The sequence below is a fragment of the Mobilicoccus caccae genome (assembly GCF_030161635.1).
GTDB classification, from domain to species: domain Bacteria; phylum Actinomycetota; class Actinomycetes; order Actinomycetales; family Dermatophilaceae; genus Mobilicoccus; species Mobilicoccus caccae.
The window spans coordinates 1,433,660-1,458,708 of the sequence record NZ_BSUO01000001.1; the positions used below are offsets into that span (position 1 = coordinate 1,433,660).

The 25,049-nt window shown below is 71.3% G+C and carries 27 protein-coding genes, 1 tRNA gene and 1 other RNA gene; 18 read left to right on the forward strand and 11 right to left on the reverse strand.

The window, feature by feature from the left end; translation table 11 throughout:
• Positions 1 to 6 precede the first annotated feature (6 nt).
• A complete protein-coding gene (gene fdhD, locus QQK49_RS06860) occupies positions 7 to 846 on the reverse strand; it encodes a formate dehydrogenase accessory sulfurtransferase FdhD (protein WP_284303291.1) in 840 nt (279 codons plus the stop codon).
• A 180-nt stretch (positions 847 to 1,026) separates the two neighbouring features.
• Here fdhD and QQK49_RS06865 point away from each other — a divergent pair, with 180 nt between their 5' ends.
• Both QQK49_RS06865 and QQK49_RS06870 read left to right on the forward strand, forming a co-directional pair.
• The gene (locus tag QQK49_RS06865) at positions 1,027 to 1,452 is read left to right on the forward strand and encodes a DUF3052 domain-containing protein (RefSeq protein ID WP_431310576.1); all 426 of its coding nucleotides are present in this window, start codon (positions 1,027 to 1,029) and stop codon (positions 1,450 to 1,452) included.
• A 62-nt stretch (positions 1,453 to 1,514) separates the two neighbouring features.
• The gene (locus tag QQK49_RS06870) at positions 1,515 to 1,979 is read left to right on the forward strand and encodes a peroxiredoxin (RefSeq protein WP_284303293.1); all 465 of its coding nucleotides are present in this window, start codon (positions 1,515 to 1,517) and stop codon (positions 1,977 to 1,979) included.
• Between the two features lie 39 nt (positions 1,980 to 2,018).
• Here the strand turns inward: QQK49_RS06870 and QQK49_RS06875 are convergent, their stop codons facing one another.
• Positions 2,019 to 2,948, reverse strand: coding sequence for a 5,10-methylenetetrahydrofolate reductase (locus tag QQK49_RS06875; protein WP_284303294.1), 930 nt, complete (start codon positions 2,946 to 2,948; stop codon positions 2,019 to 2,021).
• 74 nt (positions 2,949 to 3,022) lie between these two features.
• Complete coding sequence (locus tag QQK49_RS06880) at positions 3,023 to 3,964, reverse strand: endonuclease/exonuclease/phosphatase family protein (RefSeq protein ID WP_284303295.1); 942 nt, start codon at positions 3,962 to 3,964, stop codon at positions 3,023 to 3,025.
• Positions 3,965 to 4,262: 298 nt separating this feature from the next.
• Here QQK49_RS06880 and QQK49_RS06885 point away from each other — a divergent pair, with 298 nt between their 5' ends.
• Positions 4,263 to 5,294: a DMT family transporter gene (locus QQK49_RS06885; RefSeq protein WP_284303296.1), complete on the forward strand. Its 1,032-nt coding sequence runs from the start codon at positions 4,263 to 4,265 to the stop codon at positions 5,292 to 5,294.
• Positions 5,285 to 5,357, forward strand: a tRNA-Val gene (locus tag QQK49_RS06890). The genes QQK49_RS06885 and QQK49_RS06890 overlap by 10 nt, the downstream gene beginning before the upstream one ends.
• A gap of 60 nt (positions 5,358 to 5,417) precedes the next feature.
• Here the strand turns inward: QQK49_RS06890 and QQK49_RS06895 are convergent.
• Positions 5,418 to 6,536, reverse strand: coding sequence for an alpha/beta fold hydrolase (locus QQK49_RS06895; protein ID WP_284303297.1), 1,119 nt, complete (start codon positions 6,534 to 6,536; stop codon positions 5,418 to 5,420).
• A gap of 111 nt (positions 6,537 to 6,647) precedes the next feature.
• Here QQK49_RS06895 and QQK49_RS06900 point away from each other — a divergent pair, with 111 nt between their 5' ends.
• The 4 genes from QQK49_RS06900 (at position 6,648) to QQK49_RS06915 (ending at position 11,313) form a co-directional block, all read left to right on the forward strand.
• Entirely contained in the window at positions 6,648 to 7,523 is an 876-nt protein-coding gene (locus QQK49_RS06900) for a Nif3-like dinuclear metal center hexameric protein (protein WP_431310514.1), read from the forward strand.
• Between the two features lie 63 nt (positions 7,524 to 7,586).
• Positions 7,587 to 8,324 carry a zinc ribbon domain-containing protein gene (locus QQK49_RS06905; protein WP_284303299.1) on the forward strand — a complete coding sequence of 246 codons (738 nt, stop codon included), beginning with the start codon at positions 7,587 to 7,589 and terminating at the stop codon, positions 8,322 to 8,324.
• Positions 8,321 to 9,511, forward strand: coding sequence for a bifunctional RNase H/acid phosphatase (locus QQK49_RS06910; RefSeq protein ID WP_284303300.1), 1,191 nt, complete (start codon positions 8,321 to 8,323; stop codon positions 9,509 to 9,511). Before QQK49_RS06905 ends, QQK49_RS06910 begins: the two co-directional genes overlap by 4 nt.
• A 332-nt stretch (positions 9,512 to 9,843) precedes the next feature.
• Entirely contained in the window at positions 9,844 to 11,313 is a 1,470-nt protein-coding gene (locus QQK49_RS06915; protein WP_431310515.1) for an RNB domain-containing ribonuclease, read from the forward strand.
• Here QQK49_RS06915 and QQK49_RS06920 read toward each other — a convergent pair.
• Positions 11,297 to 12,106, reverse strand: a complete 810-nt coding sequence (locus QQK49_RS06920; RefSeq protein WP_284303302.1) for an SGNH/GDSL hydrolase family protein — start codon at positions 12,104 to 12,106, stop codon at positions 11,297 to 11,299. The genes QQK49_RS06915 and QQK49_RS06920 overlap by 17 nt on opposite strands.
• A 197-nt stretch (positions 12,107 to 12,303) precedes the next feature.
• On the opposite strand from QQK49_RS06920, the gene rnpB reads away from it, so the two are divergent.
• Together rnpB and QQK49_RS06930 are read left to right on the forward strand one after the other, a co-directional pair.
• An RNA gene (gene rnpB, locus QQK49_RS06925) (RNase P RNA component class A) lies at positions 12,304 to 12,673 on the forward strand.
• A gap of 219 nt (positions 12,674 to 12,892) precedes the next feature.
• Positions 12,893 to 13,117, forward strand: coding sequence for a hypothetical protein (locus QQK49_RS06930; RefSeq protein ID WP_284303303.1), 225 nt, complete (start codon positions 12,893 to 12,895; stop codon positions 13,115 to 13,117).
• 106 nt (positions 13,118 to 13,223) lie between these two features.
• On the opposite strand, the gene QQK49_RS06935 is transcribed toward QQK49_RS06930, so the two are convergent.
• On the reverse strand, positions 13,224 to 14,306 hold the full coding sequence (locus QQK49_RS06935) for an alkene reductase (protein ID WP_284303304.1): 1,083 nt from the start codon (positions 14,304 to 14,306) through the stop codon (positions 13,224 to 13,226).
• Positions 14,307 to 14,443: 137 nt separating this feature from the next.
• On the opposite strand from QQK49_RS06935, the gene QQK49_RS22670 reads away from it, so the two are divergent.
• From QQK49_RS22670 to QQK49_RS06960, 6 genes are all read left to right on the forward strand, one after another.
• Positions 14,444 to 14,629, forward strand: a complete 186-nt coding sequence (locus QQK49_RS22670) for a PadR family transcriptional regulator (protein ID WP_348536118.1) — start codon at positions 14,444 to 14,446, stop codon at positions 14,627 to 14,629.
• Positions 14,626 to 14,778, forward strand: a complete 153-nt coding sequence (locus QQK49_RS22675; RefSeq protein ID WP_348536119.1) for a PadR family transcriptional regulator — start codon at positions 14,626 to 14,628, stop codon at positions 14,776 to 14,778. Before QQK49_RS22670 ends, QQK49_RS22675 begins: the two co-directional genes overlap by 4 nt.
• 5 nt (positions 14,779 to 14,783) lie before the next feature.
• Positions 14,784 to 15,503 (forward strand): hypothetical protein, encoded by a 720-nt coding sequence (locus tag QQK49_RS06945; RefSeq protein ID WP_284303305.1) that lies wholly within the window; start codon positions 14,784 to 14,786, stop codon positions 15,501 to 15,503.
• A gap of 132 nt (positions 15,504 to 15,635) precedes the next feature.
• Positions 15,636 to 17,054 carry a class II fumarate hydratase gene (gene fumC / locus QQK49_RS06950; RefSeq protein ID WP_284303306.1) on the forward strand — a complete coding sequence of 473 codons (1,419 nt, stop codon included), beginning with the start codon at positions 15,636 to 15,638 and terminating at the stop codon, positions 17,052 to 17,054.
• 3 nt (positions 17,055 to 17,057) lie between these two features.
• Positions 17,058 to 17,312 carry a DUF7218 family protein gene (locus QQK49_RS06955; RefSeq protein WP_284303307.1) on the forward strand — a complete coding sequence of 85 codons (255 nt, stop codon included), beginning with the start codon at positions 17,058 to 17,060 and terminating at the stop codon, positions 17,310 to 17,312.
• 81 nt (positions 17,313 to 17,393) lie between these two features.
• The gene (locus QQK49_RS06960; RefSeq protein ID WP_284303308.1) at positions 17,394 to 18,047 is read left to right on the forward strand and encodes a TenA family protein; all 654 of its coding nucleotides are present in this window, start codon (positions 17,394 to 17,396) and stop codon (positions 18,045 to 18,047) included.
• A 49-nt stretch (positions 18,048 to 18,096) separates the two neighbouring features.
• Here QQK49_RS06960 and QQK49_RS06965 read toward each other — a convergent pair whose 3' ends face one another.
• From QQK49_RS06965 to map, 4 genes are all read right to left on the reverse strand, one after another.
• Positions 18,097 to 18,882: a siderophore-interacting protein gene (locus QQK49_RS06965; protein WP_284303309.1), complete on the reverse strand. Its 786-nt coding sequence runs from the start codon at positions 18,880 to 18,882 to the stop codon at positions 18,097 to 18,099.
• Positions 18,866 to 20,323: a GuaB1 family IMP dehydrogenase-related protein gene (locus QQK49_RS06970; protein ID WP_284303310.1), complete on the reverse strand. Its 1,458-nt coding sequence runs from the start codon at positions 20,321 to 20,323 to the stop codon at positions 18,866 to 18,868. Before QQK49_RS06970 ends, QQK49_RS06965 begins: the two co-directional genes overlap by 17 nt.
• A gap of 138 nt (positions 20,324 to 20,461) precedes the next feature.
• Positions 20,462 to 21,310, reverse strand: a complete 849-nt coding sequence (ppgK, locus tag QQK49_RS06975) for a polyphosphate--glucose phosphotransferase (protein WP_284303311.1) — start codon at positions 21,308 to 21,310, stop codon at positions 20,462 to 20,464.
• A gap of 85 nt (positions 21,311 to 21,395) precedes the next feature.
• A complete protein-coding gene (map, locus tag QQK49_RS06980; RefSeq protein WP_284303312.1) occupies positions 21,396 to 22,259 on the reverse strand; it encodes a type I methionyl aminopeptidase in 864 nt (287 codons plus the stop codon).
• 153 nt (positions 22,260 to 22,412) lie between these two features.
• On the opposite strand from map, the gene QQK49_RS06985 reads away from it, so the two are divergent.
• The gene (locus tag QQK49_RS06985; RefSeq protein ID WP_284303313.1) at positions 22,413 to 22,619 is read left to right on the forward strand and encodes a methionine aminopeptidase; all 207 of its coding nucleotides are present in this window, start codon (positions 22,413 to 22,415) and stop codon (positions 22,617 to 22,619) included.
• 121 nt (positions 22,620 to 22,740) lie between these two features.
• Here QQK49_RS06985 and QQK49_RS06990 read toward each other — a convergent pair whose 3' ends face one another.
• Entirely contained in the window at positions 22,741 to 23,154 is a 414-nt protein-coding gene (locus tag QQK49_RS06990; RefSeq protein WP_284303314.1) for an SRPBCC family protein, read from the reverse strand.
• 180 nt (positions 23,155 to 23,334) lie between these two features.
• Here QQK49_RS06990 and QQK49_RS06995 point away from each other — a divergent pair, with 180 nt between their 5' ends.
• Positions 23,335 to 24,672, forward strand: coding sequence for a glutamine synthetase family protein (locus QQK49_RS06995; RefSeq protein WP_284303315.1), 1,338 nt, complete (start codon positions 23,335 to 23,337; stop codon positions 24,670 to 24,672).
• The last annotated feature ends 377 nt before the right edge of the window (positions 24,673 to 25,049 follow it).

Here is a 25,049-nt window from a genome sequence, read left to right on the forward strand (position 1 = left end):
GAGGGCTCAGGGGAGGTTCAGCCGATATGAACCGGAGTATACCGTGAAATTAGGTGGCCGGAGGAATCCCACGAGGGTCAGTCCTGCCTGCTCGGCGAGATCGACCGCCAACGAGGTGGGGGCCGACACGGCCGCCATCGTCGGGATGCCGGCCATGACGCACTTCTGGACCAGCTCGAAGCCTGCCCGGCCGCTGACGAGCAGGACGCGCGCGATCCCCGGGCGCCGGTCCTCGCGCGCGGCCCACCCGAGCACCTTGTCGACGGCATTGTGTCGCCCGACGTCCTCCCGGATGCACAGCAGCTCACCCTCAGCGCTGAACAGGGCCGCCGCGTGCACGCCGCCGGTGCGGTCGAAGCTGCGCTGCTGCCCGCGCATCGTGTCCACGAGGCCGGTGAGCACCTCGGGGGAGAGCGGGGTGTCGTCGGCGCGGATGTCGGCGCGGGCCCGCTGCAGGATCGCCTCGATGCTGTCGCTGCCGCAGATCCCGCAGGCGCTCGTGGTCACCGAGCGCCGCGCCGACACGCCCGGCGAGAGGCGCACCCCCGGGGCGAGACTCACGTCGACGACGTTGAACGTCGGCCGGCCGTCCTCGTCCACGTCGGTGCAGTGCATCATCGTGGCCACGTCAGCGGCGCCGCCGATCGCCTCCTCGCCGAGCAACCAGCCCAGAGCGAGGTCGAAGTCGTCGCCGGGAGTGCGCATCGTCGTCGTGAGGCTCTCGCCGTCGACCCTGATCTCCAGCGGCTCCTCGACGGCGACCGTGTCGGGCCGTGCGCGGGTGTGGACGCCTTCGGGCGTGAGCTCGACGCGGACCGCGGTGGTCCGGGTGGTGCGTCGACCCATCGTCCTTCGCCCTCTCCGTCGGACGCGCGGGCCCGCCCGAAACCGGGACGAACCGCGCCGAATACGATCACGTGCTTGCAAGATCGCATGTGAAACGGTGCACTAGTGATGACGTGAAAGAGTGCACCAGAGTCGAAACGGTACAAGGGGACGGCCATGCCGCCCACTTCAGAGAGGTAGATACGAGTGGTTGGCACGGCGTCCACGGCCGGACCGGTATCCAAGTTGGGCTTCACCGAGGACCAGGTGGTCCTCGAACTCGGATACGACGATGACATCGACGACGAGCTTCGGGCTCAGATCGAGGAGGCCATCGACGGCGCCCTCGAGGACGAGGACTTCGAGGACGTGGTCGATGCCGTGCTCCTCTGGTGGCGCGACAGCGACGGTGACCTCACCGACGCGCTCGTCGACGCCCTGGCCACCCTCGAGGACCACGGGTTCATCGTGCTCCTGAGCCCCAAGGTCGGGTTGCCCGGCGAGGTCGACCCGAGCGATGTGGCGGAGGCGGCGGAGACCGCGGGGCTGCACGCGGCGGCCAGCGTCAACCTCACCCCCGAGTGGTCGGCCACCCGGCTGGTGGCGCCCAAGACCGCCCGCCGCTGAGCTCTGCGGCTCGTCCCGGCGAGGGCGTACGCGCCGCCGAACCCGACTGGCACACTGGGTCCATGACGCTTTCGGTCGGAGACACCGCCCCCGCCTTCTCCCTGTCGAACCAGTTCGGCAAGGTCGTCACGCTGGAGGAGCTGACCGCCGACCGGGCGGTGTTGCTCGTGTTCTACCCCTTCGCGTTCTCCGGGATCTGTTCCGGTGAGCTGCAGGAGATCCGCGACGACCTGGCCCGCTTCCAGAGCGAGCACGTGAGCACGGTGGCGATCAGTTGTGACCCGATGTTCACGCTGCGCGCCTGGGACGACGCGGAGGCCTTCTTCTTCCCGCTGCTGTCGGACTTCTGGCCGCACGGCGAGGTGGCCCGCTCCTACGGGGTCTTCGACGAGCGGGGCGGATTCGCCCACCGCGGTACCTATCTCGTGGTTCCCGACGGCACGATCGCGTGGATGCTCGTCACCGAGGCCGGTGAGCGTCGTGACTTCTCCGGCTTCCACGCAGCGCTGGCCGACCTCATCGGCTGACGTTCTCGCCCTCGCCCCGACGTTCGCGCACTGACGTGCTCAGCGGCGCAGGAGCGCGCCCACCTCGCGGGCGAGTTCGACGGCGGCGTCGGCGTCGGCCCGCAGGTCCGAGACGCTCTCGACGGCGAAGCCGAACGGCAGCCCCAACCCCCGGCACGTCGTGGTGAGCCGGCGGGCGACCTCCAGGCAGTGGCGCGTGGACTCACCCCGCGGGTCCGGTCCGTGGCGCAGCGCCTCGGGGATGTCGTCGGGGACCGCGACGCCGAGCCACTCCAGGAGGTCGAGCTGCTTGGCGGAGCCGCACAGCGAGAGGGCGAAGACGATGGGGGCCGGGCGCATCCCGGCGCGGATCACGGCCGGCGCGTAGTCCTGCAGCAGCCGCACCGCCGGATCGGCGTCGTAGACCACCTGGGAGACGAAGAAGGAACAGCCTGACTCCTGCTTGCGTAAGAGCCGTTCGTGCTCGTCGCCGTGCAGGGCGTGTCGTTCGGCGATCGTGATGCCGCCGAGCGGCGCGTCGGGGCGTTCGGCGCGGGCGATCTCCTGGGCGCGCGGCAGTGAGGTGGCCATCTCCACGTCGTCGGAGACGGCCCCGACGAGGACGATGGGCGTGCCCTCCTCCAGCTCCGAGAGCCAGGCCCGCAGCTCGTCCTCGGTGTGCGCGCCGGCGTTGCGGTAGAGGACGACGGCGCCGTCGGTCCCACGCAGGTGCGTGCGGACGTAGTCGACCGGCGGCTGGGTGGGGGTGAACGGAAAGGGGCGTGGGCGTCCGCTGTGGCCGGGCTCGTCGACGAGGTCGTAGACGATGGTGGCGTCGGGGCGGATCCGGTTGCGGCGCTCACGGGCCCGGTGGACGGTCCGCGCGACCTTGGCGGCGATCTGGTCCCGCGGTGGCGGCGTGAGGCCGTAGAGCAGCAGCTCACCGGTTCCCGTTGCGGCGACCCGCGTCAGGTGGTCCTGTCCGGCCATGCACGCCAACCCCTCATGTTCGTCGCGCCCTCCTCCGATCGTGCCAGAGAGGGGGCGGAGGCGGGCCTGAGGGGTCAGCGCGTCGGACGCAGGTGCGCCCGGACCCCGGCGTGGTCGGTGCCGGGGACGCGGAGCGTGGCCTCGTCGACGACGGCGAACCCGCGGGTCAGCACGTGGTCGATCTGCACGAACGGCGGCACGAGTGATCCGAGTGGCCACGTCGGCTGCCACGGCCAGGCGCGGGGTCCCTGGTCGAGGCCGTCGGCGATGGCGCGGAAGGCGGGGTGGCCGGGGCCGGCGTTGAGGTCTCCGGTGACGACGAGGCGAGGTTCGTGGCCGTGCGCGTCGTGCACCCAGCGCTGCAGCGACTGCAAGGAGGTGTGCCACGTGGCGGCGCGGGCGCCGACGGGCGGGAAGGGGTGTGCGCCGCGCAGGACGGTGCCGCCGGCCAAGCGCAGGGAGACCTGGGTGAAGGGTTCGTCGGCGCTCCGGACGGCCGGGACCACCCGCCCGCACGCGATCGTCGTGTCGAGGCAGGTGGCCGGGTCTCGGGTGGCGACCACCGTTCCGGCGGCGCTGTCGCTGACCGTGCCGGTGGCGTGGGGCAGGAGCCCACGCAGCCCCGCGGCCCCGAGGGCCCGCCAGTGCTGCGGGGTCTCCTCGAGCAGGACGAGGACGTCGGCGTCGTGCTCCCGGACGGCCGCGACGATCCCGTCCGGATCGGCGCCTCCGAACTCGGTGTTGATCGTGACGACCCGCAGATCCTCGCCATGCGCCTGGGCGGCGGGTACGGCGGCACGGGGTGCCCAGGGCAGGACGGGGACGAGGAGGGCCAGGCTCGCGGCGACCGCCACGACGGTCCCGGGGGCGTCGCGGGTGAGCACGGACAGGAGCGCGACGAGGAGGCCGAGGAGTCCCACCACCGGCAGCACCGCCTGGATCACCGGCAGCAGCCCGGCTCCGTCGAGGTAGGCGAGGGGGACGAGCAGCACACCGAGGAGGATCAGGAACCGCACCGGCCACCGGGCCCAGGACGCGCCGGTTCGCCCCCGACCACGGCGCGTGAGGACGTCGCATCGAACACTGCATCGCAGACCGCATCGTTCTGGTCGTGATGACGACCAGAACGATGCCATCTGCGATGTGGTGTGGCGGTGCGGTCCGCGCGGCGCGGCGACTCACCCCTGAAGCCCATGGACGTCCCGTCGTCTCGACAATGATCCATGGCGACAACGTCGCAGGTCCGGGCCGGGTTCCGGGTCGGATCCTCCGACGGCGGGACGGGGTGTCGGTGGCGGCCCGTAGGCTGCTCGTGTGTCGAGGCAGATCAGTGGGTTCGGGTACGCCGTCGGGGCGGCTGCGGCGTTCAGCCTGTCGGGGTCGCTGGGCAGCGGACTCATGACGACGGGATGGAGCGCGGGAGCCGCGGTGTGCGCCCGCATCCTCATCGGGGCGCTCCTGCTCGCGCCGCTCGCGGTCGTCGCTCTGCGCGGCAAGTGGCGGCTCGTGCCCGGGGCGGCGCCGCGCATGATCCTCTACGGCATGTTGGCCGTCGCGGGGACCCAACTGGCCTACTTCCAGGCGGTCCGGTACCTGCCGGTCGCGGTGGCTCTGCTGGTCGAGTTCGCCGCGCCGGTGGCGGTGTTGCTGTGGCTGTGGGTCACCGGCGGTCAACGACCCTCCCGGTTGACGACGCTCGGTGCGGTGGTCGCCGCGGCGGGGCTGGTCATCGTCCTCGATCTGGTCTCCGGCGTCGAGGTCAACATGCCGGGCATCGCGTGGTCGCTGGCGGCCATGATCGGCCTCGCGGTCTACTTCGTCCTCTCCTCGGACGAGTCGCACGGGTTGCCGCCGGTCGCCTTCGCCACGGGCGGGCTCGTGGTGGGTGGACTCCTCCTTGCCTTGGCCGGGGCTGTCGGCGTGCTCGACATCGCCACGTCCACGATGTCGCCGGTCTACGCCGGTCGGGAGGTGCCGTGGTGGGTGGCCCTGGGTCTGCTCGGTGCCGTCACGGGCGGACTCGCCTATGTGCTGGGGATCGAGGGGGCCCGCCGTCTCGGGTCGCGGCTCGCGAGTTTCGTCGGCCTCACCGAGGTGCTGTTCGTCGCGCTCGTCGCGTGGCTGCTGCTCGGTGAGACGCCGACCATCGGCAACGTCGTGGGCGGAGTCCTCGTGGTCACGGGCGTCGTGCTCGTCAAACTGGGCGAGCCGGAGGCCCCGCGAGCGGAGGACACCGTCGAGGCGGCGATCGTCACGCCCCGCACGGGAGTCGAACCCGACGTCGAGCCCGACGAGGTGTCACAATGGCCGTCGGCGTCCGGCGAGCACGGGCGCGAGGGCCTGTAGCTCAGTTGGTAGAGCACCGCGTTTACACCGCGGGTGTCGTCGGTTCGAGCCCGGCCGGGCCCACCGGCGTCCTCCCATCGACGCCGTGACCGACCGCCTGCCGACACGAAGATCTCGGCTCTCTCACGCCCGCTCGAGGTGGGCGAGGATCGCGGTGAGGACCTCCGTCTCGGCCTCGAGGTGTGGGGAGTGACCGATGCCGGGCAGGACCATCTCCTCGTAGCGGCCGCCGGCCTCCACGTACCGATCGAGGACGGCCCTGGTCTGGGCGATCATCGGCTGCGCGGGGATCGCGTCGGCGCCCGGATAGCCCGGGATGAGGCCGATCTGTCCCAGCACGGCCAGGTCCAACGCGGAGGTGTCCGAGACGATCCTGTCCGCATCGCCCCGGATCCACAGCACGGGCGGCGCCGGGGTGGCCTCGACGAGGTCGTCCCACCGGCAGTAGAGCGGCGCCATCGAGTTGAGGATGCCGCGACGACCCGGCGCGAACCCGGGCCAGTTCTCCGAGGCGGTCGCGTCTCCCGGGTAGTGGTCCGGGCCGACGACGGTGGTGCACATCGAGGCGACCCACATGTCCTCATCGGGCCACGGCTCGGCCCGGGGCGCCACGTACACCGCGCGAAGAGTCGCCCGGGGAGAGGCGGCCTCGGGGGCTCCGTCGGTGCTCTGCCCGTCGGTGTCGCGGGCGGCGAGCAGTTCGACGAAGCGCGGATTGGCTCCGCCGGCGCCACTGCCCGCGGCATCGGCAGAGGCGAGCGTCCCGGACACATCGGTGGTGGAACCGAATCCGTACGGCGACACCGGCGCCTGCAGCACCAGGCTGCGCACCCGCTCGGGGTGATCGGCGGCCACGCGCGAGACGACCCCACCGCCCATCGACCAGCCCATGAGGTCGACGGCCCCGAGTTCCAGGGCGTCCAGCAGCGCGAGGAGGTCGTCGGCGTGATCGCGCAGGCCGCGCGAGGCGTCGATCGGCGCCGGCTCGGTCTCGCCGTATCCGCGCAGGTCGGGGGCCACGACGAGGAGGTCGTCGGGCAACGCCAGCATGAGGCGTTGGTAGAAGAGTGAGGACGAGACGTTGCCGTGCACGGCCACGAGGACGCGACGCGTACCGGCGTCGGCCAGGGCGTCGACCTGCGCCTCTCGGACGAGCATCCGCATGCGCAGACGTGAGGTCGGAACGTCGGCGGCGACGATCCCGGGGAGGAGGTGCTCGGCGGCCACGATGTCCGGTGTCATGGCCCGACTCTACGGACCGGCGGCGGGGGATCGGGGCGGCTCCGCGGCGGGATCTGCGGCGCGCGGGCGTTGCGTAGGGTGGAGCTTTCGCCGGTCACGGGAGGCATGCTCATGAAGACACCGCTGGTTCTGCGCGAGGTCGTGGAGGTCCTCGAGGGGTTCTACCCTCCCGCCACGGCGCAGTCGTGGGACCGGGTCGGACTCACGACCGGCGACCTCGACCAGCCCGTGCGGCTCGTCCACTACGCCGTCGATCCCACCCTGGCCGTGGTGGAGGAGGCCCGGGACGCCGGCGCCGACCTGCTCATCACCCACCACCCGCTGCTCCTGCGCGGGGTGAACTCCGTCGCGACGACGACGGCCAAGGGCGCCACCGTCACGGCACTCGTCGTCGCCGACATCGCCCTCTACACCGCGCACACCAACGCCGACGTCGCCTGGCCGGGGGTCTGCGACGAGCTCGGGCGGGCCTGCGGGCTCACCGACCTGGAGACCCTCACCGTCTCCGAGGGCGCCGACCTCGGACGCCTCGGCGACCTGCCCGAATCGATCTCCCTCGGTGACCTGGCCCGACGCCTCAGCTCGCGGCTGCCCGCGACGGCCGGTGGCATCCGGGTCTCGGGCCCCGCGGACGCCCCGGTGCGCCGGATCGCGGTCCTCGGAGGCGCGGGCGACTCGCTCTTCGAGGAGGTCCGCCGCTGCGAGGCCGACGTCTACGTCACCTCCGACCTGCGTCACCACCCGGCGCTCGAGGCACGCGAAGAAGGCCGTGGCGGTCCGCCCTACCTCATCGACGCCGGGCACTACGCGACGGAGTTCCTGTGGCTGGAGAACGTGCGCTCCCGGCTCGAGAAGGCGCTGGGGGAGATCGGCCCGGCAGGCGCTAGCGTGGGACACCACGTCAGCACCCTGGTCACCGACCCGTGGACCTTCACGGTCGGCGCCGTCGACATCGACGACATCGACCACACAGACGACAGTGCGTGACGCATCACCCGCGGCGTTCCGGCGATCCGGCGCCCGACACCGACGCCCGATGAAAGGACCGGAGTGAAGGCCAACCAGCAGCTCCAGTGGAGACTCCTCGACTTGCAGGGCATCGACACGCGCCTGGCCCAGATCGCGCACCGCACCAAGAACCTGCCCGAGGCGCTCGAGGTGAGCACCCGCAGCGGTGAGTTGGCGGCGCTGGACTCCGAGATCACCCGCGCCCGGGTCGACGCCGACGACATCCACCGCGAGGCGACCAAGGCCGAGGCCGACGTCACCCTCGTCCGCGACCGCGCGACACGCAACCAGGCCCGTCTCGACGCGGGGCAGGGGTCCGCCAAGGACATGCAGGCCCTCACGCACGAACTGGACTCCCTCGCCCGGCGTCAAGGCGAGCTGGAGGAGATCGAGCTGGAGGCGATGGAGCGCGCCGAGGTGGCCGACAAGCGGCTGGTCGCGCTGGAGGGCAGGCGCGGTCCCTTGCAGGAGACGCTGAGCGAGGCCGAAGCCGCCCGCACGGCCGCGCAGGCCGAACTCGACCGCGAGCGTGAGGCGCTGGAGCGTCAGCGCACCGACGTCGCCGCCGGCATCACCGACGATCTGCTGGCCCTGTACGAGAAGATCCGGACCACGTCCGGCACGGGAGCCGCCGCCCTGCGTCACCGCCGCTGCGAGGGGTGCAACCTCGAGCTCATGGCCGCCGACCTGTCGCGCTTCGCCAAGGCGGCCGACAACGAGGTGCTGCGCTGCGAAGAGTGCCGCAGGATCCTCGTGCGCACCTCCGAGTCGGGCCTGTGAGGCGACTCGTCGTCGAGGCCGACGGTGGCTCGCGGGGCAACCCCGGCGTCGCCGGCTACGGCGCTCTCGTGCGGGACGCCGACGGTGTCGTCGTGCGCGAACTCGCCGCGCCCCTGGGCAAGGCAAGCAACAACGTCGCCGAGTACACCGGCCTCATCGTCGGACTGCGCGCGGCTCTGGAGGTGGGCGAGGGCGATCCGATCGACGTCGAGGCCCGCATGGACTCCAAGCTCGTCGTGGAGCAGATGTCGGGCCGCTGGAAGATCAAGCACGCCGACATGCAGCGACTGGCCCAAGAGGCACGCGCGATCGTCGCCGAGGTGAAGGCCGCCGGCGGGTCGGTGCGCTTCACGTGGATCCCGCGGGCGCAGAACTCGGCAGCCGACGCCCTGTCGAACGAGGGGATGGACGGTCACACCGTGGACCGCTCCCCGGCCGGTGGCGCCTTTCCCGACCCGGGTGTGGAGGGCGAGGAGGACGAGGCGCTCGTGCCCCCACCTGCGCCGTTGCCGCGCACGAGCGCAGGCCCCGACCTGTCGCCGCCGGTGCGTGTGGTGCTCGTGCGTCACGGCGTCACCGAGTTCACCCGGCAGGGCAGGCTCGACGGACGCGGCGGAGCCGACCCGGCACTCACCCCCGAGGGCATGGCCCAGGCCCGTGCCGCGGCGCGGGGAGTCCGCGACTTCCTCGGCGAGACCGCGCAGGTGCGCGTCGTCACCTCCTCCCTCCAGCGGGCGCATCAGAGCGGCCAGGTCATCGCCGCCGCGTTGGGTGTCCACGCCGAGGTCGAGGAGGACCTCGACGAGTTGTGCTTCGGCGCCTGGGAGGGACGCACGGTCGCCGAGATCTCCCGCGAGGACGCGCAGGCGTTGCAGCGCTCCCGCAGCGAGGACGACGTCCCGCCGCCGGGTGGGGAGAGCTATGCCCAACTGGGGCAGCGGGTGCGTCCGGTGTTCGCCCGGCTCGTCGAGGAGGCACGCGAATCGGCCGGCGACGCAGGGTCGCCCGCGGTCGTCGTCGTGGCCCACCGGGGACCGATCGGGGTGATCCTCGCCGAGGCTCTCGGCATGGCCCTCCCGAACGTGTGGCGCCTGGCCACCACCCCCGGCGCGTTGACCTCGCTGCGGCTGTGGCGCGACGGCGGGATCGTCGTGGAGTTCGTCAACGACACCTCCCACCTGCGCTGATTCCCTCACGGCATGGGGTGAGACGTGCTCGATCCTCGTCCTGGGCCCAATCGCGTTCGTGCTCGCCGCGGGAGTCTGCTGCGGCCAGACCCTCGACGTGTTCTCCGGCGGCGAGTTCATCGCGCTCATCGGCCGGCCGAGACAGGGGCCGGTCGGCTCTGCCGACGGCTGAAGAGACGACTGAAGAACAAGACCGACGACATCGAGACGTCCTCGGACGGCATCGTCGCAGGTCGACGGGTGACCTGGCGGGGTCGATGTCGTCGGTGTTGTTCTTCGACTTCCGACAACGACGCGGCCTTGGGCGCGGTGAGATCCGTACGCTGATGCCTATGCCTCCCCGCAGCTACCGTCTCGCGTCCGCCGACGCCACGCTGGAGTCCGCGTTCGACGCCATTCGCGCCGAGTTCGACGTGCCGGGGGAGTTCCCGCCGCAGGTCCTGGAGGAGGCGCAGGAGGCGGCCGACCGCGCCGCGCAGGTCGCCGGTGAGTTGCCCGACGCCACGGACCTCCCCTTCCTCACCATCGACCCGCCCGGCAGCATGGACCTCGACCAGGCCATGTACCTGGAGACCGAGGGCAGCGGCTACCGCATCCGGTACGCCATCGCCGACCTCTCCGACGCGGAGCGGCCCGGCGGCGCCATCGACACCGAGGCGCGGCGGCGCGGGCAGACCATCTATCTCCCCGACGAACGCTCGCCCCTGCACCCGGCGGTGCTGAGCGAGGGCGCGTGCAGTCTGCTGCCCGGGGTGGAGCGCGCCGCGTACGTGTGGGACCTGCGCCTCGACGCAGCAGGTGAACTCACCGAGGCTCACGTCGCCCGGAGACGGGTGCGCAGCCTCACCCGCTACGACTACGCGCAGGTGCAGGCGATCCTCGACGGCGTCGCCGCGGGTGCCGACCCGGCCACGGACGCGCAACTCCCGATCCTGGCCCGCATCGGCGAGGCCCGTGTCGCCGCCGAGCGAGCCCGGGGCGGCGCCTCCCTGCCGATGCCCGACCAGGAGGTCGTCCGCGAGGAGGACGGGACCTACCGCCTCGAGTTCCGCCCGGTCGTGCCCGCCGAGGACCACAACGCGCAGATCTCACTGCTCACCGGCATGGCTGCCGCGCAGATGAAGCTGGAGGCGGGTGTCGGGATCCTCCGCACGATGCCCTCGCCGAAGGAGGAGGACATCGCCCGGTTCCGGCGCCAGGCGCAGGCATTCGGCGTCACGTGGCAGCAGGACGTGGAGTACGGCGAGTTCCTGCGCACCCTGGATCGCGACGATCCGGCGCACCTCGCCCTCATCCATGACGCCACGGTGCTGTTCCGCGGCGCGGGGTACACGGCGTTCGACGGCGAGGAGCCCGAGGAGCGGCTGCACGCGGCCGTCGCGGCGCCGTATGCGCACGTCACCGCGCCTCTGAGGCGTCTGATCGACAGGTTCGGACTCGCGGTATGCGAGGCGGTCGACGCAGGTGAGGAGGTGCCGGCGTGGGTGCGCGAGGCGTTGCCCGGCCTGCCGGAGGCGATGCGGGAGGGCGACCGGCGCGCCTCGGCCGTCGATCGGGCCTGCACCGACGCCGTCGAGGCCGCCGAGTTGGCCCACCGGGTGGGGGAGGGCTTCGACGCGGTCGTCGTCGACGACCGCGGCGAGAAGGGGATCGTCGTGCAGATCGCCGACCCGGCCGTGGTGGCCGGTGCCGACGGCACGGCCGAGCCGGGGTCGCGCGTCCGGGTGGTGCTCCGCGAGGCCGACATCGTCGCCAGGCGGGTGCGGTTCGAGGTCAGCCCGACGGTCAACCCAACGTCGTGAGCACGAGGTCGGCCAGCGCGGCCGACCCGACGCCGGTGGGGTGCACGCCGTCCTCGGCGAGGTCGTCGACGCGGTCGGCGGAACGCGCGAGCAGTTCGAACCAGCGGACGAGTTCGATCTGTCCTGCGGCGGCGGCCCGTTCGAGGGCGAGCCCGAGGACGGCGGAGTTGCGCAGGTCCGCCGACCGTGCGGAGGGGCGGCTGACGAACGGTGTCACCCACAGCAGGCGGCGCCCACCGACGATCTCGCGGGCGCGATGAATCTGGGCCGCGAACGGCCACGGGTCGAAGATGTCGTTGCTGCCGAGGACGGCGACGACCGTCGGGGCGAGGCGATCCTCGGCCACGGCGCGTGCCAGGTCCTCCAGCGCGGGTGCCGTCGGCCGGCCGTTCCACACGTCGTAGGACAGCGGCCGACCCGCGAGCCGCTCCTGCAGGACGGGCAGGAGGCGGGTGGCGATCGAGTCTCCGATGAGGTGGATCCCCTCGCCGGTGGCCGCGGCCTGGTCCTCGGCCGGGGTCGAGGTGCTGTGCGTGGAGTTCTGCCACGGGCCGATGGCGCCGGAGGACACCGGCTCCTGCGGCGGCGTGCCCGGCGCGGGCGGTGCCGGGGGAGTGGGGAGCCCGGCCTCCGGCCCCGCGGCGCGTGACCTGGGGTTTCCGGTGGCCAACGTCGCGCTCACCCGCGCCCCGAGCAGTCCGGCGGCGCCGAGGCCACCCAGCACCAGCACGTTGCGGCGCCCCAGACCTTCGTGCGGGAGGTGGGCGCCGATGTGGGAGGTGTGTGCGGCCATCGCCCCCTCCATCGGCCGGTCGGCGGCCGATTGAACGAGAACCGCCGAGCCGATGGCGATGAGATCGGTTCGGTGTCAATCGGGTCCGTCAAGACCCGGGTGCGCGGCACGAGACCCGCGAGTGGCGGCGAAGTTCCGCTGGTGCGTCCGGGCAGGTGGCGGAGGTGCGGCGCTCCGGCGGCTAGACTGGTCGTGGATGAGTCGGCCAGGCGGTCGCGTCGACGATTTCGGTCGTCGACGAGGAACGTCCGGGCTCCACAGGGCAGGGTGGTGGCCAACAGCCACCCGGGGTGACCCGCGGGACAGTGCCACAGAAAACAGACCGCCCATGAACCACCTCCTCTCGAGGTAGGCGTGGGTCAGGGTGAAACGGTGGTGTAAGAGACCACCAGCGCCTCCGGTGACGGGGGCGGCTCGGTAAACCCCACCCGGAGCAAGACCAGACAGTGTGCGATCGAGGGCTGCCCGCCCGAGCACACGGGTAGGTCGCTCGAGCCGTTCGGTAACGGACGGCCTAGATGGATGGCCGCTCAACGACAGAACCCGGCGTATCGGCCGACTCATCCCCCACCCACCTCGAACAGGTGGAGATGGGTGAAACAGCACCGCACGCCCTCCTGTCTCGTCCTCACCTGCTGTCCGAGGTGGACCGGGACGACGGTCGCGCGGGTGGGACGAACGGTTGTCGGTGCTCGCTGAGACTCTCCAGACATGGCCGGCGGATACACCTCATCACGCGCACTCGGAATCCCCCTCCGCGATCGCCGAGATCCTTCGACGTCCGAGGTGCGGATCTCGACCGACACTCCTCGGCCCTCGCTGGCCGCGCGGCGGCTCCCGTTCGTCTACGCCCGCATCGACGACCGGGACGTCCCGGGCCTCGTCGTCGAACAACGCCGCACCGGGCACGGCTGGGAGGTCCTGCTCGCCCTCGTCGAGGCTCGCCCCGACGGCACGGGCTCGCTGTCGGTCAGGTGGTTCGCCGCCGCAGACGTGCGACCCGCCGCGTAGCGGCCGGGGGTGACATGAGCGCCGGGCTCCCTGCACGCAGGGAGCCCGGCAGACTCCGGCCGAGGGGGCACGTCGCCCCGAGGCGGGGCGTCGTGCAGCAGTCGGGTCAGGTCGTGGACTGCGCCAATGTCGGGTAGTCCGTGTAGCCGCGGGCGTCGCCGCCGTAGAAGGTCTTGGAGTTGGGCTTGTTGAGTGCGGCTCCCGTGCGCCAGCGCAGGGCCAGGTCGGGGTTGGCGATGAACGCGCGGCCTACGGCCACGACGTCGGCCAGGTCGCGGGCGAGGATGTCGGTGACCTCCGCCAGCGTGGTGTGGCTTGCAAAGCCCGAGTTGACCATGAGCGGCCCGCCGAAGCGTCGCCGCAGGTCCTGGGTGAGCTCCGACGCCGGGTCGGCGAGGATGCTCAGGTACGCCAGGTCCAGGTCGGCGATGCCGTCGATGAGGGCCTCGTAGGTGGCGCGGGTGTCCCGCGGGTCGGTCTCGATGGCGCCCTGCACGTTGTGGGCCGGTGAGATTCGGATGCCGACGCGCTCGGGACCGATGGCATCGGCCACCGCCCGCGTCACCTCGACGGACAACCGGGCCCGCGCCTCCGGGGATCCGCCGTAGGCGTCCTGCCGGTGATTGCTCGACGGAGCGAGGAACTGGTGGAGCAGGTAGCCGTTCGCCGAGTGGATCTCGACCCCGTCGAGCTCGGCGGCCACGGCGCAGCGCGCGGCGTGGACGAACTCCTCGATGATCTCGGGAATCTCCTCGGTGCGCAACGCCCGCGGAACAGGCGAGGGCTTGAGGCCCGACGCCGTCACCGTGTCCTGCCCCACGGGCACCGCGCTCGGGGCGACCGTGTCGTCCACCGACTTGTTGTCGGGGTGGGCGATGCGCCCGGTGTGCATGAGCTGCACGACGATCCGCCCGCCGCGCGAGTGCACCGCACGCGCCACCTGGCGCCACCCCTCGATCTGGTCGGGGGTGTGGATGCCCGGGGTGTTCAGGTACCCCTGGCCGCGCCAACTCGGTTGCGTTCCCTCGGCGACGATGAGGCCAGCGCCCGCCCGCTGCCCGTAGTACTCGGCGTTCAGCGCGGTCGGCGCCATGCCGTGACCTGCACGGTTACGGGTCAGCGGCGCCATGACGAAGCGCTGCGGGAGGTCCCAGGCACCGATGCGGACGGTGTCGAACGGCGTGCTCATGTCTGTACTCCTCGGGCTGTAGGGGTCGCCCGGTTCAGCCCCGCTCGGGCTCGGACTATTCCGAGCGCCACCGCACGCATCTATCTAGTGCGCCTCACTAGATTGTGCGCCTGACTAGATCGGCGTACTGTCTAGTCATGACCACGAGCTGGCCTGGTGAATGGCTTCGCGGACCGCTGACGCTGGCGGTGCTGCGGATCCTCGACGACGGCCCGACCTACGGCTACGCCATCGCGACCCGCCTCGAGGAGAACGGGTTCGGTGCGATCAAGGGGGCACGCTCTACCCCTTGCTCAGCCGGCTCGAGACGGCCGGGCAGGTGACCACCTCCTGGCAGCAGGGCGACGGCGGTCCGGGGCGGAAGTACTTCGAGCTCACACCGGCCGGACGCGAGGAGTTTCGCGTCAAGGCCACCCTCTGGCGCGAGTTCGCCGGGGCGACTGTTCGTTTCATCGGTGAGAAGGAGCGGTGAGAAGGATGACCGGATCGGACCAGGCGTGGATCGACGACATGGTCGTCGAGTTGAGACTGCGGGACGTCAAGGGAACCGTGATCGGGGACGCCGTCGCGGCCGTCGAGTCGCACTGTGCCGACAGCGGTGAGACGCCGCGGGAGGCGTTCGGTGACCCCCGGGAGTACGCCCGTTCCCTGGAGTTCGGTGAGTCCCAGCAGGAGGACACGAGCCCGGGCGAGTGGGTGCGCGTCCTGGCTCCGGTGGTCGTGGGGCTCCTGGGATTCGTCCTGTCGAACGCGACCGTCCTGGCACTGACCCGCGGGCACGACGTCGTCGCGATCGGGTGGGGGATCGTCGCGTTCCTCCTGGTCCTGGCCCTGGTGGTGGTCGTGGCGAGCAAGATCCTGCGCGTGCTGGTGACGAACACCGTGCTCGGCATCCTCTTCTTCGTCGGCTCCATCACCCTGATGACCGTGCTGGCTGCGGCGTGGAGGGCCACGGCGTTCACGATCCCCGTTCCCCTCGCCGGTGTGGTGGCGATCGCCCTGCTCGTGGCGTCGGTGATCGGAGCGCGACTGCAGCGGGGCACGGCGGACCCCGTGATCGACCCGCTGGACCGGCGGGATCGCTATGCCCGCCCGCGTTCGGACAGGATGCGCGCAGTGCTGCGCTTCGTCTCGGAATGGATCTTCGTGATCTGCGCCGTCATCGCCGGAGGACTCACCGCACTCCTGGTCGGGTGACGCCGACCCACCGACCTCGAACCACCGTCGATCAGGGGCGGTTTCGAGTCGGGTGCGGCTGGGGGTGACCCGGTTCCGTTCTCCGGACGCCTTGAGGAGCGTTCCCGGACCGGCGTCCTTAGGGTGGTAGGCATGACGACCCGACGCGAGACCGACAGCATGGGCGCCGTCGAGGTGCCCGCCGACCGCTACTGGGGAGCGCAGACGCAGCGCAGCATCGGCAACTTCCCCATCGGACGTGACACGTTCGTGTGGGGGCGCTCGATGATCCGGGCGCTGGGGCTGCTCAAGCTCGGCGCGGCCCGCGCCAACCGCGAGCTGGGGGAGTTGTCCGCCCTCGACGACACCGCCCTCGACGCCCTCGAGCAGGCGGCCCGCGAGGTCGTCGCCGGCGACCTCGACGAGCACTTCCCGCTCGTCGTCTTCCAGACCGGCAGCGGCACGCAGTCCAACATGAACTCCAACGAGGTCATCTCCAACCGCGCCATCGAGATCACCGGTGGGCAGATGGGGAGCAAGTCCCCCGTCCACCCCAACGACCACTGCAACCGTGGCCAGAGCAGCAACGACACGTTCCCGACCGCGATGCACGTGGCCGTCGTGCTCGACCTGCACGAGTACCTGTACGGCCCGGTCGGCCGGCTGCGCGACACCCTCGACGCCAAGGCCGCGGAGTTCGCCGAGATCGTCAAGGTCGGGCGGACCCACCTGCAGGACGCCACCCCGGTCACCCTCGGGCAGGAGATCGGTGGCTGGGTCGCCCAGCTCGACTTCGCCCTCGCGGGGGTGCGCCACGCCGAGCAGGGTGTGCTCGACCTCGCGATCGGTGGCACGGCCGTCGGCACCGGGCTCAACGCGCACCCCGCCTTCGGGGCGCTGTGCGCAGCCAAGATCGCCGAGGAGACCGGCCACGAGTTCCGTCAGGCCGGCAACCTGTTCGCCGCGCTGTCGGCCCACGACGCGTTGGTCGCGCTCAGCTCCGCGCTGCGGGTGCTGGCCATGGCGCTGATGAAGATCGCCAACGACGTGCGCTGGCTCGCCTCCGGGCCGCGCAACGGCATCGGCGAGATCCGCATCCCCGAGAACGAGCCGGGCAGCAGCATCATGCCGGGCAAGGTCAACCCCACCCAGTGCGAGGCGATGACGATGGTCGCCACCCGCGTCTTCGGCAACGACGCCACCGTCGGATTCGCCGGCAGCCAGGGCAACTTCCAGCTCAACGTCTTCAAGCCGGTGATGGCCCACGCCGTCCTGGAGAGCATCCGACTCATCGGCGACGCGTGCGGCGCCTTCGACGAGCACTGCGCCTCCGGGATCGAACCCGACACCGAGCGCATCGCGGCGGGTCTGGAGCGCAACCTCATGCAGGTCACGGCGCTCAACCCGCACATCGGCTACGACAAGGCCGCCGAGATCGCCAAGAAGGCGCACAAGGACGGGACGACCCTCAAGGAGGCCGCGCTCGCCCTCGGCCACGTCAGCGAGGAGCAGTTCGACGCCTGGGTCGTCCCCATCGACATGACCCACCCCCGCGAGGCGAAGGAGGACTGACCCATGCCCGATTCCCTCAAGGACCCGGAGATGTACGAGAAGCTCCGCGAGGAGGGCAACAGCAAGTCCAAGGCGGCCGCCATCTCGAACGCCGCCGCGAACAGCTCCCGCTCCGAGGTCGGCAGGAAGGGTGGGGAGTCCGGATCCTACGAGGACTGGACGGTGGACGAGTTGCGCGAGCGCGCAGCCGAACTCGACATCGAGGGTCGGTCCTCGATGAACAAGGACGACCTCATCGAGGCGCTGCGCCATCACTGACGCCTCGACCCACGAACCCCGAGCACGCGGCATCCGGCGGTTTCGGAGCGCCCGGCGGTCGGGGTTCGTAGGGTCGAGGGCATGACGACCTTCTCCCAGCGACTGCGCACCGCCAACGACGCCGAGTGGCGTGCCGCCGTCGAGCATCGCTTCGTGGACGAACTCCTCGCGGGGACCGTCGACGACGGCGTCCTGGCCCACTACCTCGTGCAGGACTACCAGTTCTGTGACGCGTTCACCATGCTGCTCGGTCAGGCGACCGCATCGGCGCCCGACCTGGCCGCACGCCTCCCGCTGGCGCGTCAGCTCGGGTTCTTCGCCGCCGACGAGAACACCTACTTCATCGACTCCTTCGACGCCCTGTCGGTGAGCGAGGGCGACCGGGTCCGCCCCGCCCTCACCCAGGCGACCCGAGCCTTCGACCAGGTGATGCGGGACGCCGTCGAATCCCGGTCGTACGCCTGCGTCCTCGCGGTGCTCGTGGTCGCGGAGTGGCTCTACCTCGACTGGGCCACCCGGCCCGACGCCACGACCCCGCGCGCCACCCGCCCCGAGCACGTCGGCTGGATCGACCTGCACCGCGGCGAGGCGTTCGAGACGTGGGTGCGCTGGCTGACCGGCCAACTGGACGCGCACGAGCCCACGGACGCCACCGAACGCGCCCGCGTCGAGGAGCTCTTCGCCCGCGCCGTCACCTGTGAACGCGCGTTCTTCGACGCCGCCTACACGCCCTGACCCGCGGGATCCGGCGCGGTCTGCGCCGATCCGTCGGGTGGGCGCGTGCTCAGGTCTCGGCGCGACCTCGGCGCCAGTAGGCGACGGCGTCGAGGCGCCCACGCTCGCAGCCGGCCTCGGCCAACAGGTGCGCGCGCAGGGTCGTGACGGCCTCGGCCTCGGCCGCGAGCCAGACCGTCACTCCCGGGCCGGCCGTGCGCAGGTGCGGGGCGAGCCGGCCGACGAGCTCTCCCGTCAGCCCGTCGTGTTCGCTGCGCAGCCACCACGTGACGTCCACCTGCGCCGGTGACGGAAGATCGACACGCTCAGCCTCGTCGGCGACCTCGACGTGCACCTCGGCGGTCGCGCCCTCGGGCAACGCCGCAACGATCTGACGCAGGGCCGGGACCGCGGTCTCGTCGGCGATGAGGAGGAAGGCCGTGTGCTCGGGGTCGATCGTGAACTTGCCCATGGGCCCGGAGAGCACGAACTCGTCACCCGGACGGACGCGTTCGGCCCAGGCACCCGCGACGCCCGAGCCGTGCCGGACCAATTCGACGGCAGCGGTGCCGGCGGTGGAGTCGAGATCGACCAGCGTGTACGTGCGACGCCGGCGACGGGCGCTCGTGTACTCCGCCGACTCGAGGCCGTCGGGACCGAACGAGGAGCCCTGCGGCAACACCAACGTGACCCGTTGGGCCGGGCTGATCGATGTGACGCCCACGAGGTCGTCGCTGCGGAAGACGACCCGACGCAGACGCGGTGTCAGATCGAAGACCTCGGTGACCGTGCACAGCCGGGGTGCGCCGGATCGACGCGCCGCACCGGGCCGACCGCCCTCACCAGGACGTGGCACGCGGACGCCCCTCGTCGTACCCGGCGGCGCTCTGCAGACCGACGACGGCGCGGGAGTGGAACTCCCCGACCGTGGCGGCACCCGCGTAGGTGAACGAGCTACGTACTCCCGAGACGATGCGGTCCAGCAGGTCCTCGACGCCGCTGGCCTCGGGATCGAGGTACATCCGCGAACTGGAGATGCCCTCCTCGAACAGCGCGGAGCGTGCCCGGGCGAAGGCGGACTGCTCCTTGGTGCGGGCGCGCACCGCGCGGGCGGAGGCCATGCCGAAGCTCTCCTTGTAGGAGCGGCCGTCGGCGTCGCGCACGAGGTCGCCGGGGGATTCGTACGTGCCGGCGAACCACGAGCCGATCATGATGCTCGCCGCTCCCGCGGCCAGACCCAGGGCGACGTCACGGGGGTACTTGACCCCGCCGTCGGCCCACACGTGCGCGCCACACTCCTTGGCCGCGGCGGCGCATTCGAGCACCGCCGAGAACTGCGGGCGACCCACGCCGGTCATCATGCGGGTCGTGCACATGGCGCCCGGCCCGACGCCGACCTTGATGATGTCGGCCCCGGCGGCGGCGAGATCGCGCGCGCCCTCGGCCGAGACGACGTTGCCGGCCGTGACCGGGATACGCCGGCCGGAGCGCTCGGCGTGCGCATCACGAGCGCGGACGGCGGCGGTGAGGGCGTCGAGCATGCGGTCCTGATGACCGTGTGCGGTGTCGACGACGATGACGTCCACACCGTCGGCCAACAGCCGCTCGGCACGCCCGGCCACGTCGCCGTTGATCCCCACGGCCGCGCCCACCATCAGCCGGCCCTGCGGGTCGAGCGCGGGGGTGTAGATGGCAGAACGCAGGATGCCGCGGCGCGTGAGGACACCGGCCAGGCGCCCGTCGTCGACGACCGGGGCGAGACCGACGTGCTTGCTCTCGAGGACGTCGAAGGCCTCGTCGAGGTCGATGCCGACGGGCAGGGTGAGGAGGTCGCGGCGCATGACGTCGGCCACCGTGGAGAACCGGTCGACCTCGAGGCAGTCGCGTTCGGTGACCAGCCCGACGGGGCGGCCGTCCTCGACGACCACCGCGGCGCGATGGGCCCGCTTGCCGAGGAGGGCGAGCACGGCGGCGACGGGCTCTTCGGGCCCCACCGTCACCGGGGTCTCGTACACCGGGTGGGCCGACTTGACCTCGGTGATCGTCTCCTCCAGGGCCTCCACCTTGACGTCCTGGGGCAGGATCGCCAGGCCACCGCGCCGCGCGACCGTCTCGGCCATGCGTCGACCCGCGACCGCCGTCATGTTGGCGACGACGATGGGGATCGTGGTGCCGACCTGGTCGGGGGTCCTCAGATCGACGTCGAGGCGTGAGGCCACCGACGACCGGGAGGGGACCATGAAGACGTCGTTGTAGGTGAGGTCGTGCTGGGGCGTCTGACCGTTGAGGAACTCCACGCGGTCATCGTAGGAGCGGCCACCGACAGTCCGAAATCGTGGCTGCCGTGCCTGCGGGATCCCTCGGCGGGGTCAGCGGGGTCAGCAGGGGGCGACGACCGGGGCAAGGGGAGCCCCTCGGCCGGAATCACCGAGGGCTCAGGGCGCCTTCGACAGCGTGGCGAGCCGGGCCGCACCGATGATGCCCGCGTCGTTGCGCAGCGTGGCCGGCACGATCGGCGTGCGCAGGTCGAGCAGCGGGAGGAACTTGTCGGCCTTCTTCGAGACTCCACCGCCGACGACGATGAGGTCGGGCCAGATGAGGTCCTCGACGTGCCGGAAGTACCGCTGCAGCCGCTTGGCCCACTTCTCCCAGGACAGGTCGTCGGCCTCCCGCGCACCGTTCGAGGCGCGCCGCTCCGCGTCGTGGCCGTCGATCTCGAGGTGACCGAACTCGGTGTTGGGCACGAGGCGACCGTCGACGAACACCGCCGATCCGATGCCGGTGCCGAGCGTGGACACGAGCACCGTGCCGCTGGTCTCGCGCGCGGATCCGTACTGCATCTCGGCCATCCCGGCGGCGTCGGCGTCGTTGACGACGACGACCTTGCGGCCGAGGGTGTCGGACAGCAGTGTCGCCGCGTCGGTGCCGATCCAGCTCTTGTCGATGTTGGCCGCGGTGCGCACGACACCGTGGGTGACCACGGCGGGCAACGCCACACCGATCGGCCCGTCGGGGCTCGTCTTCTGGAACTCGGCGACGATCTCCGCGACGACCGCGGCGACGGCGTCGGGGGTGGAGGACCCGGGCGTCTCGATGCGGATCCGGTCGGCGGCGAAGCTCCCGGCGTCGAGGTCGACCGGAGCGCCCTTGATGCCGCTGCCGCCGATGTCGATGCCAAGCGGGAGGGGGTGCCGGGCATGGGACGTGACTCCTCGGTAGATGGACGTGAGGCGAACAGGATAGGACGCGGACGAGAACCTACCGACCGATCGGCCGCACGGCATGGTCGACGACACCCGTCGCGGTGCGTGCGTCGCTGCGTGCGGGGCACTGCCCACAGCCGACCATCGGATCGCCCTCGCCCGCGAATCAGTCGGTGAGCGTGAGGATCTCAGCACCACGCTCGGTGACGAGGATGGTGTGTTCGAACTGGGCGGACCGGCGCCAGTCGGCGGTGACCACGGTCCAGTCGTCGTCCCAGATCTCACATTCGTGGGTGCCGAGACTGAGCATCGGCTCGATCGTGAAGGTCATCCCCGGCTCCATCACCGTGTCGTACCCCGGCGCGGCGTCGTAGTGGGGGATGACGAGCCCGGTGTGGAAGCCCGTGCCGATGCCGTGCCCGGTGTAGTCGCGCACGACTCCGTAGCCGAATCGCTTGGCGTAGCTCTCGATCACGCGGCCGATGACGTTGATCTGGCGGCCGGGGGCCACAGCCTTGATGCCGCGGCGCAGGGCCTCCTGCGTGCGCTCCACGAGCAGCCGTGACTCCTCGTCGACCTCGCCGACGAGGAAGGTGGCGTTGGTGTCGCCGTGCACACCGCCGGTGTACGCGGTGACGTCGACGTTGACGATGTCACCCTCGGCCAGCGGCCGGTCGTCGGGGATGCCGTGGCAGACGACCTCGTTGACGCTCGTGCAGCAGGACTTGGGAAAGTGCCGGTAGCCGAGCGTCGAGGGGTAGGCGCCGTCGTCGATCATCGACTGGTGGGCGACACGGTCCACCTCGTCGGTGGTGACCCCCGGGGCGATCACGGCGCCGGCGGCGGCGAGCGCCCGGGCCGCCACCCGTCCGGCGTGTCGCATGAGCTCGATCGTCTCGGCGTCCTTGACCTCCCCGCCGGTGTACGGCGCGGGCGCTTCGCGGTCGACGTACTCCGGACGCGCGATGGACGAGGGGACGGGACGCCGGGGAGACACGGTTCCGGGCATCAGGGGAGAGCTGACTGGCATGGACCCAACTCTAGGTCCAGGCCGCACCGGGCGATCGGCCCGCCGGTGCTCGCGGAGTCGGGCCGCGGGAGCGCCCCGTCGGTACAGTGGGCGGACGTGCGAGCGCGGCGGACTCCCCGGCCGCGCTCTTCCCGAAGTCGGAGGTGGTCACGGATGCCGTACTGGTTCAACGTCGACACGCGTCAGGTCGAAGAGGACGAGAACACGTCACGCAAGGAGCACCTGATGGGGCCGTATGAGACCCGCCAGGACGCCGAGCAGGCGCTCGACAAGGCCGCGAGCCGGACCGAGGCCTGGGACGAGGAGGACCGCCGTCGCGCGGAGGAGGACGGTCGCGACCCCGACGAGGACCGTTGGTGACCGGACTCGCCTCCCGCATCCTCAGATCTGCCTGACGTCACGTCGGGCCCCGAAGGCCCCGCTCCCCGATTCGGTTCGGGCGGCGGGGCCTACGGATACCCGGGGGCGGTGGAGTGCCGCCTCAGACGCGCGTGAGTCGGTCGAGGGCCGCGTCCCAGCGGGACCGCAGGGCCTCCCGGTCGGCGGACTCGTCGAGGTGCTCGTGCCGCAGGGTCAACAGCGTGCCGTCGCCTTCGGGTTGCATCTGGAGGTCGACCAGCGTGGCCGGGGCGTCGGCGTCGGCGTGCCAGGAGACGCGGACCTGCTGCTCGGGGTGGTAGCTGCGGGTGACGCCGCAGGTGCCGTCGGCCGCGTGCCACGGGTCGCCCTTGGCGCCGAGCATGGCGCCCTCACCCAGGAAGGCCTCGATGCCCTCCTTCTGCGTGAGTCGCGCCCAGACCTCACTGATGGGCCTGGGCACGTGCTGGACGACCTCGATCGCATCCTTGCCGTCGGGCGTGGCCACCTCGGCATCGGTGTCTTGCTGAAGAGACATCGGACCTCCTCGTCGCGATCCCGCCGAGGCTGCCCCTCGGCGGGGAGAACTCGTCCTCCTAGGACACCACGCGAAGGACGGCCCTGACCATGACCTAGGGCCCGGAATCGCACCCTCATGTGGCCATCGGCCGGCGCCGCCCGCCGGGACGCGGTGGGGGGCATGAGGCAGGATTGCGTCATGGATCGGCAACAGGAATACGTGCTCCGGGCTGTCGAGGAGCGGGACATCAGGTTCATCCGCCTGTGGTTCACCGATGTGGTGGGCACGCTCAAGTCGGTCGCCGTCGCCCCCGCGGAGTTGGAGAGTGCCTTCGAGGAGGGGCTCGGTTTCGACGGGTCGGCGATCGAGGGGTTCTCGCGTATCACCGAGGCCGACATGTTGGTGCGGCCCGACCCGGCCACCTTCCAGGTGCTGCCGTGGCGCGGCGAACCGCCGGTGACCGCACGGATGTTCGCCGACATCCACACTCCCGACGGATCCCCGAGCCCGGGCGATCCGCGGCACGTCCTGCGGCGTGCGCTGGACAAGGCCGCCGACATGGGGTTTACGTTCTACACCCACCCCGAGATCGAGTTCTTCCTCTTCGAGACGCCGCTGGTGCCGGGGGAGGCTCCGCGTCCCATCGACCAGGCGGGGTACTTCGACCACGTCGCCGACAGCCGCGGTCAGGACTTCCGCCGAGACGCGATCCAGATCCTCGAGTCCATGGGCATCTCGGTGGAGTTCAGCCACCACGAAGGCGGTCCGGGGCAGAACGAGATCGACCTGCGCTACGCCGATGCGTTGTCGACCGCCGACAACATCATGACGTTCCGCACCGTCATCAAGGAGTTGGCCGCCCAGGGCGACTTCTTCGCCTCGTTCATGCCCAAACCCCTGTCGCGCCACCCCGGTTCGGGGATGCACACGCACCTGTCCCTGTTCGAGGGCGATCGCAACGCCTTCCACGAGGCGGGCGCCCCCTACCAGTTGAGCAAGGTCGCGCGGCAGTTCATCGCCGGTCTGCTCCACCACGGGTCGGAGATCACCGCGATCACCAACCAGTGGGTCAACAGCTACAAGCGGTTGTGGGGCGGCGGCGAGGCTCCGGCGCACATCTGCTGGGGGCACAACAACTCCAGCGCGATGATCCGGGTGCCGCTGTACAAGCCGGGCAAGGAGAACAGCAGCCGCATCGAGGTCCGCACGATGGATCCGGCCTGCAACCCGTATCTGGCGTTCGCCGTGCTGCTCCACGCCGGCCTGGCGGGCGTGGAGAACGGGTACGAACTCCCCGAGGAGGCGGAGGACGACGTGTGGCGTCTCACCGACTCCGAACGCCACGCCCTCGGCATCGTGCCGCTGCCTTCCTCCCTCGACCAGGCGATCGACGCGATGGAGCGTTCGGACCTCGTCGCCGAGGCGCTCGGCGAGCACGTCTTCGACGTCTTCCTGCGCAACAAGCGTCAGGAATGGGCCGACTACCGGGCGCAGGTCACCCCGTTCGAGCTCGAGCGGCTGCTCCCGACGCTATGACCAGGCGGTCGACCACCTCGGCGGGGTACGTCGCCCGGCTGGGGTTCGCCGACACACGTCGGGCCCTCGCGATGGTGTCCTCCGAGGTGCTCGACGGGATCGTCGACCTCGAGAGTGACGACACGGGCCTGCTGCGGGCCCTGGCCCACACGGCCGACCCCGACCTCGCGCTGCTCGGACTCGTGCGCGTGCTGGAGGCGGCCGTCGAGCGGGAGTCCGAGAACGCGGGCGCGGCGCGGCTGGCCGACCTGCGCGAGGTCTGCTCGCGTCGCGGGGAGGACCGCGACCGTTTGCTCGCGGTGTTCGGCGCCTCCAGCGGTCTGACCGACCATCTCGCGCGGCACCCCGACCACTGGATCGCGGCGGCGAATCCCGAA